The organism is Actinobacillus delphinicola (genome assembly GCF_900638385.1).
GTDB lineage: Bacteria > Pseudomonadota > Gammaproteobacteria > Enterobacterales > Pasteurellaceae > Actinobacillus_C > Actinobacillus_C delphinicola.
In genome coordinates, this window is sequence record NZ_LR134510.1 from 1,790,590 (window position 1) to 1,805,772 (window position 15,183).

Here is a 15,183-nt window from a genome sequence, read left to right on the forward strand (position 1 = left end):
GCGATCACCAACTTTTGCATTTGTCCAATCAACAGGGAGTCCCGCACGATCGGCAATAGAAAATGCACCTAATGCACCTAATGCTACGCCACCTTGTGGTGCTACTATAGATCCTGTACCGGTAATATTCCTTGATTTTAGAAGAATCCTATTTCAATTTTTGTTATTTATTTATATATATTAAAAAGAAAAAAGCCTTAATTATCATTTTAGACAATTAAGGCTCTTTGTTTTAACAGACAAGAGAATTACCAGTTATACCCTAACCCCATTCCTGCGCCAAAATTACTTTGCGTATCTTGCGTAATGGCACTTTTTACTGTCCATTTACCATTATCAGAAATTCGAGATACACCAATGGAGATCGCTTGTTGATTACGATAAATACCAACTGCAGCACTTACCGTATTACTTCCCGCAGAAAATGATTGTGGTAAGTTAGCCGTAGCAATAGCCGCAGCTATCCCTGCATGCGATTCTTTACGATTTTCTTTAATTTGATGATGAATATCAGATAACGCTCTCCCAACATTGACCCCAATATTTTTCTTCAAATCCTGTACATCATTCGCCAGAATATCGAGTTGCTTAACATTCACTGCATCAGTGGGAGCTTTACCATCTGCCACATTTGAAATTACATTACCGCCATTATCCAATCCTTGACTTGTTAAACTAACACTCTTTTCACCAGTCGCAGATTTTATTGCCACTCCCTCTTGATTAACTATCGTTGTGCCACCTATTGAATCATTTTTTAAGGTAATGTTTTTAACGTTTAAATGATCATTTAAGTGGATATTCACTTTCGTCTTATCATCCGCCGTTTTCTCAACATGCGTTTGAATATTTTGATCCCCTAAAATTTCTACACTAGAACCAATAGCCGTATTAGCCGTTTCTCCTGTATCTCCTGAAAAATCAAGTCCTTTATCCAGTTGATCTTTAATAACGTTATATACTTTTTCTAGTTGTGAAATCGTTACTGCATCTTGCGCATTTACCCCATCTGCCACGTTAGAAATGACTTTCCCTGCGTTGTTTAAACCACCAACAGTTAAACTTGGTCCATTTTGAATATGAATACCATAATCTTTTATCGTAACATTTTGGTCATTAGAACCAATCATTACATGATCATGTGCTGTCACACTTTCTACCGCTAAATTCTTAGCCAGTAGAATATCTATCGTGGTTTTTCCAGATGCATCTTGATTAACACGGGTTTTTATATTCTCGCCACTATATTGGTAATCGTCCTCATGACCATTCCCTTTAATAATGACTTCTGATCCTAATTTATTCGTCACGGTATGTCCGCTATTACCACCAAAAAGCAATCCTTTGTCTGTGACATCAACAATTGAATCTTTAATTGCTTCATCTAATTGAGATTTATTTACAGCATCTGTAGGTGCCACACCTTTGCCCACATTCGCAATGACATTTCCCCCATTATCTAAACCATGTTCTGTAACCGTAACTTTACCGCCATTGGCAGAATGAATAATTAATCCATTACCATCAACAATAGTATGTGACTGAGAATTGGCTTTTCCTAGTGTAATTTGCTCAAAACTTGGTGTTTCCGACATTTTTATCGTAATAGTTCCATTACCCTGCAAATCTTTCTGGTAAACCGTGGTGATATTTCTATCTGAATATGTGACACCGTCACTTGGCGTAGCACCAATAATATTAATTGTTGAGCCAAGATATTGCTGATTCGTAGTGTTAGGGAGCATGCTATTCCCATTAACTATAAATCCTTGATTAATCTTCGTGATTAAATCATTTATTGCGGTTTGATAGTCTATTGCTTCTGCCCCTATATCCCCATTCGTTTTAATAAGAGGCTGGAACGTGGGCGGGGTAAATCCTGTTAAGATTTTATTTGGCGTTAGGCCTAAAATATTACCTAATGCATAAAACTGGCTACCATTAATTGCATCGCCAGAATTAGCAGTAATTTTTCCCATTCCAACATTGGAAATGCGCTTATCGGCGGCATCAATTCCCATTTGGGTTAAACTAGGTCCATCTTTAATATGGACCCCATCTAAATCAATTAAGTCTTTCGCCAGCATAATATCAATCGTTGTTTTATCGGCACTCTGATTTATTTTAGTTTTTATATTTTCTGAACTGTATTCCAAATCCGCTTTGTTACCAGACCCTTGAACACTGATTTCACTGCCTAATTTATTGGTTACAGTATCCCCACTATTAGCACTTAATTTTAAACCTTTATCCGCAAGTCCTGCCGTTGCGGCTTTCAATTGTCGCTGATTCACCGCATCCGTATCTTGTACGCCATCGCCTACGTTACGAATTGGATTATTTCCATTATCCAAACCCTGTGCAGTTAAACTTACCTTTCCGCCGTCTGCAGTATGAATGATGACACCACGCCCATCAATTATCGTTTTTGCTAGTGGATCTGCCTCATTTTTCAGAGTCACTTGTTTAAACGTAGGATCATCTTTCATTTTGATTGTAATCGTACTATCAGCACTTCCATTTTTGGAATAAACCGTCGTTAAGTTATCTGATGAATAGTGACTATTGGCATCCGCTTGAGCGCCAATAATTTGAATAGTAGATCGCCAATATTGATTATTATTGGAGGTTCCACCAGTATTAGTATTTCCCTTAATGTAGCCTAATAAAAAGAAACGTTTTAATTCTTCGATATCTACCGCATCAATATCTTGATGCCCCGTTAGATGTGATAACTGATGCAAAAATGATGTTTCACTCTTTCTTACTTTACCGATTACGAGTAAATTATCAGGCGTTAACCATGTCTTTTTGACTGTATCTGTTGCTAATAATGGTTCTTCCGTAAAAGGGCTTTCACCGACTTCATGTACTTGCGTATTTTTGATAGTTCGACTTCTTAACATGTCATCGTTTGATGTTGGGTCGTTGCCAACAATCAAATTTGGATCAATTTGATTAGCACTTGTTGTCATCGGTGCATCTTGTGCAAATGCCATTTGAATGCTTAATGCCAACGTGGATAATCCTAGAATTGCTATCGCAACGCCATGTTTAATTGATGATGACGTAGATGAATTCGCAAGAGAGGTACCTTGATGTTTACTTTTCCCCAATTCAGAAACAACAACGAGTTGGTGCGTATTTTTATTAAAAATAACTTTAAAGATCTTATTCATATGTAAGTCCTTTGGAAATGAAATTAATTAAAAAATGCGCGCATTGATTATACATTATGTATTATTTTATACAATGATTAATCCCTTAACCTATTTTGTGTAAAATCTTGTACAATTGATCAACGTTTATATTATTTAATATAAAATTTTGAGCGGGTTAATACCTCTAGAGGTTTAATTTATTAGAGTGAACACGCATAATTAAAGGAAATTTATTTCCTGTTTATTCATAAGGATATGATTTTTAAATTCTTTTTGAAGTTAATCTCCAAACTATTTGAAATTCATGAATATTTTTTCATTTTGGTATAACAAAAAATACGCCTCAATTTTCAAAAAAATTTATGAAATTTGAGGCGTTATTACCTAAAATGAAAAGATTGTCTAATTCGCAAATTGTAATTTTTGATCGCTAACAGACCCAACTTCTTCCGTTACCGATGTCGCAGCTCGGAAAGCAGCGAGAAGTTCATTTTCGTTGCTAGCAGAATAGTAATTCCCCGCACCAACACATTTATGCCACGCCTCTCTTTGTTGAGCTGCGGCTTGTTGGTTATCTTGTGAGTTTAATTCTTTTTTTGAGCCATATCCAAAAGCAATAAAACTAATTTTTGTATTAAAAGTTTTATATTCGCTTTTTTGTAAGGTATTAACACGTCGACGAATCCGATCACAAAGCCCCATCTCATTTTTGCCCTCATTATTAAAACGATCTGCACGTAACGAGCCATCGCTATTTGGTGCAATCAGAGTTTGGGTAATTGAAGATGGATCACCATCTGCGCCCTCATCATAGCCATCAGATAAAATAACAATTAAACGTTTTGTATTAGTATTTAAATTCGCAGTTTTTGGATTTACATTCATCATCATATTCGTTCCTAGAATTAATCCTGCTGATGATAACGTTCCACCGTCGGGAGTGATACGATTAAAATCATTAATAGCTTTAGCTAAATCTTGAGAAGTACTGTTATACCAAGCATGTGTTGATATATCATTTTTATTTTTCCCTAGACAAATTCTTCCCTTGGGGAAAACGACCATATTTTTTGTATCTAAATTACTACCACTCAACGTATCTATAAGTCTCAATGTATTAAGATAATCAATACCATTTTCAAACCTAGACCAGTCCCTATATTCATAACCATGCGAATAGTTATATTCCATCTGATCTTTTAATGTTGCACTAACCTCTTGGTAATAATCACCCTTCCACCAATCATGCACTATTCGATAAAACTCCATTTTTGTATCAGGCAGAACATAAGGTAATGTACAATATTGCTTATCTCCATGCCATTGTTGAGCACCCAATGCAAAATCAACGAATCCGATACGATTGTAGTTTGGAATACTAGTTTGGCTTGGTTTTAAAATATCAGATATTATTTGTTTAAATACACGTCTTAGCATCGTAATTTTACTGGTTGAATTTGGCGAAGTACTTAACCCCTCATTCATTGAACCAGACAAGTCACTCACAAAAATAATATCAACAGGGACATTTTCACGTTTTTTGGTAACGAAAATAGTATCAGCGGTAATCTTTTCAGTTCGATTAAAGGTTGTACCATATTCATTTTTATATTTATCGCCCCAATAAAGCCATGATGGACGCATGAAATCCCCGTTAACAACACATCCAATATTATTGGTTACATCTTTGCCAGATTTAAGATAATCACAACGATAACTAAAGTGATCATCAATATTAAAATTATTCTGCGCATTCCCATTTGTGGTATAATCGACATAACTTTCAGGTAAATAATAGCTGCGCACTAATTCTTCTAACATCTGAATATTGCGCAAATATTGTTTATATGCAAAATCTCGTTTCTGCTTATTTCCCTGAAAATCAAGGTGGTTAGCCTTAGCATTTTCTTCAAATACCTTGATTAAATTCTTTTGATGAGCAGTTAAGTTTCCTGTTGGAAAACTTGCTTGACTATTAACTTCCCATGTTTTTTTATTGCCACGATAATAATTATCTTCAGCAGTTAAAAATAATCCGCCTTGCTCCAGCCCTTGAGTAAAACGGGCTTTATCAAGCAAAATTCCCGTGCCATCGACAACAAAAGCGATATAACCAATTAATCCAGCCGTTAATAATACTGTCATCACACCATAAACCCCTGATTCATCATGATAAAAATCATAAAGTTTATGGGTAAGTTTTTGCGTAATTTGTGAGTGTTTAAACCATTTTTTCTGCTTCATCATTCTCTCCTAACGCCCTACGGTAACCGATGATGAACGGAGTAAACCTTCCGTATAATTTTTACCCGCTAAGAATGATTTAAATAGACTTTTCGATGGTACACAAACCGTCACTTGATAAAGCGGTAAAATGCGTTGGTTATCCACTTCACTTCGGGGAGCAATATTCTGTAAAGTTTTTAAATCTGTCGTTGGATGACAAACGTTTGTATCGCCCTGCAAAATAGTTGTCGGATTTGCGAGGCGTGGTTTCGCATCAAGCGGTGTTTTTGCAAATTGTAAAGAGCCTAAAACAATATAAAGCGGACGTTTATCATGCGGATCGCCATAAAACATTGATTTCGCCAGCATGCGAAAATTATCTACATCTTGATAGAAAATTTTTCCATTTCGCATTTCTGCTGGAGAAAGATTTTCATTAACGTGTCCATTTACACTATAAAGTTGTGTTCGTTCACGTAATAGATTCACCATTGAATAAGATAAATTATCTAATTTCCCAATTTCTCCTCGTGTGAAAGCTAAATCAAACATGAAGAAAAAAAGCAATAGCAACACAATAATCGAAAAGAAAAATTCGATAATCACCGCACCACTCATATCACGATAAAAACGGATAAGCTGAAATTTAATTAAAGTCTGAACGCTCATACTCTTGAACCACAAAAAATTGACGAGTAAATAACTGATTTACAGGATTATTTAAAAAAGGTAATCCAAACATAAAATGATAATTATAGGTAATTAAATACCGTGCTAAAGGTGCATTACGACTATTATTCGTAAACCCTTGTCCTTTTGGATTTGCTACGGCTTTTAAAAGATCTTGCATATTATCTGCATAATTTACCGTCACAGCTGGTGGCTGTAATTTAGCGGCAAAAATTCCCATTACAGTACTATCGCTATAACGATTATATTGGCGGACGATTTGCTGTTTTAAAACTTGAGCATAATCGCCGCCAGATGAGCGGAGATCTTGATTTTTAGTAATGCGTACTGCTTCAGTAACGGCTAAATCCCAATAAGCATTGGTTATCGCAATACGCCCCATTTCAAAAATCATGAAAATTACTAACAAATAAACACCTATCGTTAAACCAAATTCAATACTGGCAACACCTTTCTGTTGGCGTTTAAATTGGGAAATCCGTTGAAGTAATTGCACCCCGCTCTCCTTTTATAGCAATAATTTATTCGGTCAATTAGTGGCGTGAAGTAATATGTCGAGAAATACGTTGCGTATCTTCTAAAGCATTTACTAACGCTGCACCATTGGTATTTAAACCTTCTTTTTTAATAATTTCTAAAGCGTAACGACTATCACCACTTTTAATTAATGCGAATACGAGATTATATACAACACGTTGATCTTTATTATTACTTAAATAAAGAGGTAATAATAAACGTACCGCATTTTTATAACGTCCTCTTACAATATCTAACATTGCAAGATTATTAATCGCAATTTGATCATCTAGGAAATAGGAACGTGCTTTATTAAAGCTCTTTTCAGCTTGGGTAGTTTGTCCTAATTCGGCATAAGCAATCCCTTGACTATTATAAGTATCTGCCATATTCGGGTTAAGACGAATAAGTTCGTTCGCAACATCTAACCCTTCACGATAATTCCCCGCTTGGATTAAGGCTTTTAATTTTAAACTCATCGCTTTTTGTTTATAACTTGGAACAAGTAATAATGGCTGAGAATATAAGATAGCCGATTTATTATCGCCTTTGTCAAAATAAGCCTGTGATAATTTATAGAGATAAAGATTTCGTGTTGCAGTATCATTATGCGGTAATACTTTTAATACCCCTCTATATAAATTAATTAATTTCTCATAACTCCGTGTAGAAGTATATAGTTTTTCTTTTAAGCTTACGTCACTTAATAAAGCGGGTAAATTAATTTGCTTTTGCATTTCTCCCGATTGGCTCATATTTGAATAACTATTACTATGACTAACACAAGCCGTTAATGCCAAAGAAAAACCTAATAATAATGTTGTTTTAGAAAATTTTTTTAAAATCATAATCCTATCCTCATCAGATAAATTTATATTTACAGACCGGCTTGCGGGAATACTCGCATCATACCTGGTGCAAGAATTAATATAATAATTGGGAACATAATAAACAAAATAAGTGGAATACTCATTTTTGCAGCTAACGTTCCTAACCTTTCTTCAATCTCTAATAACTGTAATTCACGAATATCTGCGGATAATTGAATCAGTTGATTATAAATAGAAGAACCAAAATTTAAACTTTGTTGCATTACGGTAACAAACATACGAATTTCTTTGGTTGGTAAGGAAATAGCAAGTTCATCTAATGCTTGACTTAAACTTGTAATTTCTGCCTTACGCATAATACGTAGCATGACGTAAGTTAAATCGGGATTTAATACTTTAAAATCCGTTGCAACACGTTTTAATGCCATATCAATACTCATACCTGTTTGCACACAAACTGCTGTTAAATCAATAAAACCAGGTAAATCAACCATAATGGATTTTATGCGTGATTTAACAACGATCCCTGTGATAATCCCAGGAATAATAATGGCTAAGATTAAAGCAACGATAAAGGTAATAATTTTTGTTATATCATCAAGATCTTGACTCAATAACGAAACTAATAACACTACGAACCCTGCGATTAAAAACTTTAATTTAATGTTTTTATCAATAAGCCCTAATATTCTTAGAAATTTATTATTACTAATGATTAATAACTCTAATTCAATCTGCTGTTTTCGTTTACCATGAGTATTTTCATCACTTTTTTCTTTAGGTCGAATACCATGTAATATTTCTCGATAGCGCTGATATTTTCGTTTTGCAATAAAAGCGAATGCCATGACTAAAATAAAGCCACCAAGAATAAGTAAGAAAAATAGAATATTTGCTAGCATATTACGTCGCCTTCTTCATTAACCACCAGATAATTCCCATACCAAATAATTCTGAACCTAAAACGTAATACAACACTAAACGTCCTTTCGGATCAGAAATAACAAAGTCAAAGTTTTCTGGCATTTGGAATTTCATAAAGATGAAGAAAAATAAAGGAAACGCTCCAACAATCATGGCAGACATACGCGCTTCTGATGTCATTGCTCGTTTTTTTTGCTCCATTTTTCTACTATCGGCAATTACACGACCTAAACGATTAATGACTTCTTTCATTTGTCCGCCTTTTTCAAGGTTAATCCGAACAATAGTAATGAAATAATAAAATTCTTTATAAGGCCAACGTGTATAACTATCTTCTAATACAGTAGTTACATCTTCCCCAATAGCTAAACGGCGATAAATATATTTAAACTCATCACCAAGACGCCCTTTAATATCTCGTCCGCAACGTTCAAGGGCTTGTAAAAGTCCTGCCCCTGCCGTTGTAGCACTATTTAAAACTTGAATAACTTCGGGAAAAGAAACTTCAAAATCTTTTCGATTTCGGCGGCGTCCCCATTTCCAAACTGTAATGACAAATAAAACTGCAAAAATTGCGGTAACCATAAAACTATTAAAACGAATAAACTGCGTATTAATAATTAAGGTAATGAAATAAACGATACAAACGATTAATACATTACGCATTAAATTCTGTTGTTTACCGTCAATAAAGTAATAGTGCCATAATGCTGCTTGTTGCTTAGTTTTTTGCCAAGCTGTTTGTAATGGACTTACTTTTGTTTCATTAGGATTAATTTTGCGTTTTGTTTTTGAAAAACGTTTAAACGTATAAAGTAGGAGCAAACCACCAAAACAGAAAATGATGTAATATAAAATCATACGGACTCCGCAAAAATTGACTTTAATTCATCACTTAAGTTAAAAACCATTGCTTGTTGTGCAACGATACTGCGTGAAAGCAAACCATGATTAATAAATTCGCCTTGAATTTTTCCTTCTTTCGTACGTTCCGCTGATGGATGGAAAGTGAAAATATCTTGTAAAACCACTTGTCCATTTTCCATTCCCATAATTTCCGTAATATTGGTGATACGGCGTGAACCATCATTTAAACGTGAGGCTTGCACGAGAATATTGACCGCTGAGCTGATATTGCGACGAATCGCCTCTAAAGGTAGATTAGCATTAGACATCATTACCATACTTTCCAAACGAGCAATGGCATCACGTGGGCTATTAGCATGCAGTGTTGACATTGAACCATCATGCCCAGTATTCATTGCTTGTAACATTTGAAATGCTTCTGCCCCACGGCATTCCCCAACGATGATACGTTCTGGACGCATACGCAATGCATTGATAACCAAATCCTGCATGGTAATTGCACCTGTTTGTTCCACCCCTGCAATACGAGTTTCCAAGCGGACAACATGAGGCTGATCAAGACGCAATTCTGCGGTATCTTCCATCGTAATCACACGTTCTGTCGGTGAAATGTAAGCGGATAAGGCATTAAGTAATGTCGTTTTACCTGAACCTGTTCCCCCTGCCACGATAATATTTACTCGGCAACGTGCAGCGATAATCAAAAAATTCGCCATTTGTAACGTCATAGAGCCAAATTTCATTAACTCTTGTAGCGATTTCTTATTCTTTGAAAATTTACGAATAGAAATACAGGTTCCATCGAGAGCAATTGGCGGGATAACCACGTTTAAACGGCTACCATCTGGCAAGCGGCTATCTACTAATGGCGAACCATCATCAATGCGTCGCCCAACAGTAGAAACTAAACGACGGGCAATATCCGTAAGTTGTTCATTACTAATAAAATATTTATCAGTTTTTTCTAATATCCCTTGACGTTCTACCCATACATCTTTAGGTCCATTCACTAAAATATCGTTGACGGTATCGTCTTCCATTAAGCTACGTAATGGTCCGAATCCAAGTAATTCATCGCCTATCATTTCTGCCATTAACAATGCATCGGCAGCTGTTAAATATTGGTTTGACTTCGCTGCAACTTGAAAGGCAATTTGTGAGAGTTCATTAACTAATTTTTCTCGATCTTCTTTTAATGTATCTAGACGATTTACTTCCAGATTACTTAAAATCCCATCACGAAAAAAAACCTGTTGTTCTTGAGATAACATCTATACCACCTCGTTATCGTAGAATTTTTTGCCAAATTGCTTTTAATACACTGTTTTTTTCTTTTTTCGCTGTCCGTGATAGCACCCCAATAATTTTGAGGGTTAGCTCGGTGATACTTTTTGTCATGTTTTTAGAAAGCTTAATACTCAACACAGTTGGTGCGGACGTTTTTCGTAAAAAAGGAATAACGGCATCTACAGGCGAACCAAGCAAACTTTCAATATCAGCTTTTGACATCAAGGTTGCATGTTCCATACGGCTATCAATCACACAAATAAAGGTACGGATAAGTTGTCCTGTTTGTGCTTTACGGCGTTCGCATAGTTCTAAAAAACGTTTTGCAATGCGCAAAGAATTAGGGTGACGATCCACTACTAGAACAAAACTATTGGCAATATCAAAAAAGCCTATTTGTTCGTCTTTTGATACATTAAAAATTGGCTGATCGTAGATAATAAAGTTGTATTTCTGTCTTTCTTCTAATGAAAGTTGTTTAAAATCGCCATTTAATAAATCGAGATTTTCTTCAAATGCAACTACCCCACCTGCTAATTTTTTATCAAATAACAAGTCGAGATCCTGTGTACCATTTGTACCTTGCGCTAAAAGCACAGGCACTTTTTTATTTTCGGCAATAACATTTGCAATCTGTGACGCAATAAAACTTGCACCTACACCACCTTTGCACCCTAACACGCATACTTTTACCGTATTACGGGTATTCGGAATATTCATCGTGCTAGAAACGATGCGGTTCATCATCAAGTTCAATTGACTATCACGATTGAAATAGAGGATATTTTGCTCTAAAAGTTTTTGCGCTAAACTGATGGAGTCGCTACAACCAACAAGGCAGCACCACATTTGTTGTGGCACAATCGCATTTACCTGTTCTGTAATATGCTGGACATCTGTGTCATCACCAATATCGATGATGACCCCTACGGTTTCTTCAGCATTTAAAACAATATCTTCACTTTGTAAGCTACGATTAATCACTTCAACTTGCTCAATACCGTGTGAACGTAACAATTGAGAAAGTTGATTTTGTACACTGTCTAAAGTAGAGATAACTACGACTTTACGAGCGCTATTGATAGTTGCATTTTCACTATCGAGTAATAACATATAAAGCTCCTAAAAAGCTGTCTGTAAATGCATGTTGTTAATGCTGTAACAAGGACGTGCACTTTGTAATTTATTGGTATCCGCCAATTGCTCATCCATTTCTTTATAGCTCAAACAATTTGCTTGCTTAGGCATATGAACAATTGCACGCACGTATAATGGATAAATTGCCGTACGATTTGGCACAAGGTGGATATTTCGATATTTCGCACCGTTATTAACCAAAAAATGGCGTAAATTTACCGCTTCTTTTTTATGTGTCGGTTTATAGATAATTTGCAGCGGGTATTGCACTTTCGTTCCCAATGATGCAAGTAACTGCATACTGAAACTGGTATAGTCCTGATTAGGTGCAGGCACATAATCTTGAGGTTGAGTCAAAATTGGTGCGATACTTCCCTGTGTCGGAATCACTACATTTGGATAATTTTCAGCAGCTTGAGCAGAAGCTATCAATAGACCTACGGTGCAAGCAGTTAAAATTTTTCTCATTGGATAAATCCTCCACGTTGTAGGAAATTCGTTACTTGAGTACGTTCATACACTTTTTTAAGCGGGGTTAAGTTAAAGAAATTTTCTAACGTACCAGCGACTTCAAAATCAGGTAAATCAATGTTTTCTTCTTGAACTGGATTCACAAGATGGACTGTCGCCACAATCAGTAATTCTTTTTCTTGCTTGCTTTGGCTAGTATCACGGAAGAAAGCGCCTAGTACTGGAATATCACCGAGGAACGGTACTTTAGATACCGCTTGAGATTGGCGTTTGTTATATAAGCCACCGATAATAAAGCTTTCACCATTCGCTAATTCAAAAATAGATTTACTACTTGTTGTCGCTAAGACAGGAATACCTTGTACACTTTTATTGAGTACATCAGTTACGGCTTGTTGGAGTGCAATACGAATACGACCATTGGTTTGCACTTTAGCTGCTACATTTAAATCAATACCGTAATCTTTATAAATTACTGTTGGATTACCTTGACGATCGTATTGAATAAATGGAATTTGTCCGCCGATGAGTACAGAGGCTTTTTCACCAGATAGCATCGATAAATTCGGTTCTGCTAAAACTTTGGCATTATCATTGCTATTTAAGGCATTGATAAATCCGCTCATGCTTCCCGCAGTAAATTTGACAGCGGCACCTGATGCACCTGAGAAACTTCCTACCCATGTCCAAGGTGCTTTCAGCACATCACCCATACGCATGGTTAAGTTATCCCAAGATACGCCTAGTTTTTCAGCAAGATTGCGATCAATTTCGACCACACTTAAACGGACATTAATTTGATTTGGTTTAGTGATCGTTGCATTATTGATGACATTATCGTAGGTATATTTAGTCAACAAATCTTTGCCAAGTCCGTCTTTATCTAAATCACGATCGACACGTTCAGATTTGCTATCTACGGCAGCGGCAACAATACGTTGTACGGTTTGCAATTCTTCTTCGGTCGCCGCTTTTCCTTCGATCACATAGGCCTTACCCATTTTCACAATATGTAATTGGCTATTTGGAAATTGAATTTTGATCTGCTCATTAGCACGAGTAAGATTACCTAGCTCAGTCACTGAAACCATACTTTTTAGAAGCGATTTTTCACCTTCACGACTTAATACATCAAGTTGTGTTTCGCCCTCTTGTTTGGCATAAAGTAATAAGGATTTATCACCTAGTACTTTATAATTTGCGACATTTGGATTTGTTACAAAAATCGTGCCAATCTTTTCATCAAAATTAAGTTGTTGACTATCGCCAGGGGCTAAATAAATCACTTTTGCCATGGCAGACGCACTAACGAAAGCACTCATGACACAAAGTGCTGATACAAGAAACTTACGCATAATCTATCCTCGTAATTGACGAATTAATAAACCACGACTATCAATAGGCTGAGGTTCTTTGGCTGGTAAAGGCAACAACATAATGTCGCGCGGTAATTGATAAAGGTTTTTTAAATCTTTAGCACTGAGTTTTAAAATAATATTGCCTAACGATTGTTGATCTTGATCTTTATCTTTTTGTGGCGGATTAACTTTTAATACCGTAACGTAATCTACGACTTTAACTAAATCCCCTTTTGGACTTTCTTGCCCAGGTGAAATTTCTGAAAAACTTGCGTAGAGAGAAACTTTTGAACCTGCTTTTAATGTTGTTAATAAGAAAGTATTTCGAGCATTAATTGGCAAGACATAAGCTAATTGAGTATCAGGATCAAGGCTTGCTAAAATATAGTTTTCTGCCTTAGGTGAAAGAATACTATTTGGGTCAATAATAGAACCTTTAGTAATATTTTCTTGAGCAAGGAAACCAAGTAATGATCCTGTTCCACCGTCGGCAATAGTTTGACGTAAATTAAAAGCTAAACTTGGTGTGGCTGTACTATTGTCATCACCTTCTTTTAGTTTTAATGTTTCGTTAGTAATCTTGTAATCACTTGGTTGAATCAGTGTTCCTTTAGGGATATCACGGGTTGCCGTTGCTGTCGTTAATACAACATCTTTATATACCACTTTCGGGGTTAAAACCTGCTGTACGACTTCAGGACGATCATCTTTTCCAAGAAATAATAACCCGACGACGCCAACGCCAAGAATAAGAAAAGAAATAATAAAAAGTAAACGATAATTCATAATAAATCCTGATAACTAATGGATAAGAACGAATTCAATAACTTTAAATTTAAAGGACTAAACTATTGGAATTTATTCTTAGAAATGCGAATAAACCGATAAGATATACGGAGCAAAATTGAGAATAAAACCTCCACAAATAGCAACACCATAAGATAATTTATATTTCATAAAACTTTTTTTATGAAAGAGTAACCAGACTATCGTCATAATTGCGATTACTGCTCCAATAACAGTTACTAAGAATAAAAAAGGCATTATTTCTTCGGAAGGTACGGCTAACATAAGAACAGAAAGTAATTTAACATCTCCCGCCCCTACTTTATTTAGCATAAAGAGAATAAACCCTATTAACAGCGTAACGACTGCTGGAACAATAAAGACTTTACTCCATAAGATATAACTAAAAGGTAGGATAAGCAGGACGGTAAGAAGAATGGCGCGGTTAGTAATAAGGCGTGATTTTATATCCGTCCAGCTTATCCAAATCAAATTGCACAAAAGTGCAACGATTAAAAAAATAAAAAAAACTAATTTCACAATGTTAAATTTAAATGGATGGGTAGTTTTTATTCTTAATTTTCATAAAAAATAAGAACCAATAAAAGCTACTCAACTGCTAAATTAGCATTAGTAGAACTAATAGCTGATGTTAACTCGCCAAATTTATCTTGTAATTTATGAATAAAACCAGCTTTGTTGTAGAAAACAGCAATAATTAATGCCGCTACTGCTACAGCAATAAGTCCGTATTCGATCGCAGTTACACCACGTTCATCACGTGCGAAACGTTGAATACCAGAACGTAAAGCTTCTGTCGTTGCAATATAAGCTTTGGTAGAAATAGTGTTTAACATGAGTACCTCTTATGTTTATAAAAAATAATATATAGGGAATATATCATCCCAAGTTTTATTAATATCAACGTTC

14 protein-coding genes are annotated in these 15,183 nt (G+C 35.6%); all 14 read right to left on the reverse strand.

The window, feature by feature from the left end:
• Positions 1–248: 248 nt before the first annotated feature.
• Complete coding sequence (locus tag EL259_RS08380; RefSeq protein ID WP_126600712.1) at positions 249–3,179, reverse strand: YadA-like family protein; 2,931 nt, start codon at positions 3,177–3,179, stop codon at positions 249–251.
• A 384-nt stretch (positions 3,180–3,563) separates the two neighbouring features.
• Positions 3,564–5,408, reverse strand: coding sequence for a TadE/TadG family type IV pilus assembly protein (locus EL259_RS08385; RefSeq protein ID WP_126600714.1), 1,845 nt, complete (start codon positions 5,406–5,408; stop codon positions 3,564–3,566).
• A 6-nt stretch (positions 5,409–5,414) separates the two neighbouring features.
• Positions 5,415–6,056, reverse strand: coding sequence for a tight adherence pilus pseudopilin TadF (tadF, locus tag EL259_RS08390; RefSeq protein WP_126600715.1), 642 nt, complete (start codon positions 6,054–6,056; stop codon positions 5,415–5,417).
• Positions 6,034–6,573, reverse strand: coding sequence for a TadE/TadG family type IV pilus assembly protein (locus EL259_RS08395; protein WP_126600717.1), 540 nt, complete (start codon positions 6,571–6,573; stop codon positions 6,034–6,036). Before EL259_RS08395 ends, tadF begins: the two co-directional genes overlap by 23 nt.
• 37 nt (positions 6,574–6,610) lie before the next feature.
• On the reverse strand, positions 6,611–7,441 hold the full coding sequence (locus EL259_RS08400; protein WP_126600718.1) for a tetratricopeptide repeat protein: 831 nt from the start codon (positions 7,439–7,441) through the stop codon (positions 6,611–6,613).
• 29 nt (positions 7,442–7,470) lie between these two features.
• Positions 7,471–8,271: a type II secretion system F family protein gene (locus tag EL259_RS08405; RefSeq protein WP_408608242.1), complete on the reverse strand. Its 801-nt coding sequence runs from the start codon at positions 8,269–8,271 to the stop codon at positions 7,471–7,473.
• Positions 8,272–8,326: 55 nt separating this feature from the next.
• A complete protein-coding gene (locus EL259_RS08410; protein ID WP_126600722.1) occupies positions 8,327–9,208 on the reverse strand; it encodes a type II secretion system F family protein in 882 nt (293 codons plus the stop codon).
• Positions 9,205–10,485: a CpaF family protein gene (locus EL259_RS08415; RefSeq protein ID WP_126600724.1), complete on the reverse strand. Its 1,281-nt coding sequence runs from the start codon at positions 10,483–10,485 to the stop codon at positions 9,205–9,207. The genes EL259_RS08410 and EL259_RS08415 overlap by 4 nt, the downstream gene beginning before the upstream one ends.
• A gap of 13 nt (positions 10,486–10,498) precedes the next feature.
• Positions 10,499–11,614, reverse strand: a complete 1,116-nt coding sequence (locus EL259_RS08420; protein WP_126600726.1) for a pilus assembly protein — start codon at positions 11,612–11,614, stop codon at positions 10,499–10,501.
• Positions 11,615–11,623: 9 nt separating this feature from the next.
• Positions 11,624–12,106 (reverse strand): hypothetical protein, encoded by a 483-nt coding sequence (locus EL259_RS08425; protein ID WP_126600728.1) that lies wholly within the window; start codon positions 12,104–12,106, stop codon positions 11,624–11,626.
• A complete protein-coding gene (locus EL259_RS08430) occupies positions 12,103–13,464 on the reverse strand; it encodes a type II and III secretion system protein family protein (protein ID WP_126600730.1) in 1,362 nt (453 codons plus the stop codon). Before EL259_RS08430 ends, EL259_RS08425 begins: the two co-directional genes overlap by 4 nt.
• 3 nt (positions 13,465–13,467) lie before the next feature.
• The gene (locus EL259_RS08435; protein ID WP_126600732.1) at positions 13,468–14,253 is read right to left on the reverse strand and encodes an SAF domain-containing protein; all 786 of its coding nucleotides are present in this window, start codon (positions 14,251–14,253) and stop codon (positions 13,468–13,470) included.
• A gap of 78 nt (positions 14,254–14,331) precedes the next feature.
• Positions 14,332–14,793 (reverse strand): A24 family peptidase, encoded by a 462-nt coding sequence (locus tag EL259_RS08440; RefSeq protein WP_126600734.1) that lies wholly within the window; start codon positions 14,791–14,793, stop codon positions 14,332–14,334.
• Between the two features lie 68 nt (positions 14,794–14,861).
• Entirely contained in the window at positions 14,862–15,110 is a 249-nt protein-coding gene (locus tag EL259_RS08445) for a Flp family type IVb pilin (RefSeq protein ID WP_126600736.1), read from the reverse strand.
• Between the last annotated feature and the right edge of the window lie 73 nt (positions 15,111–15,183).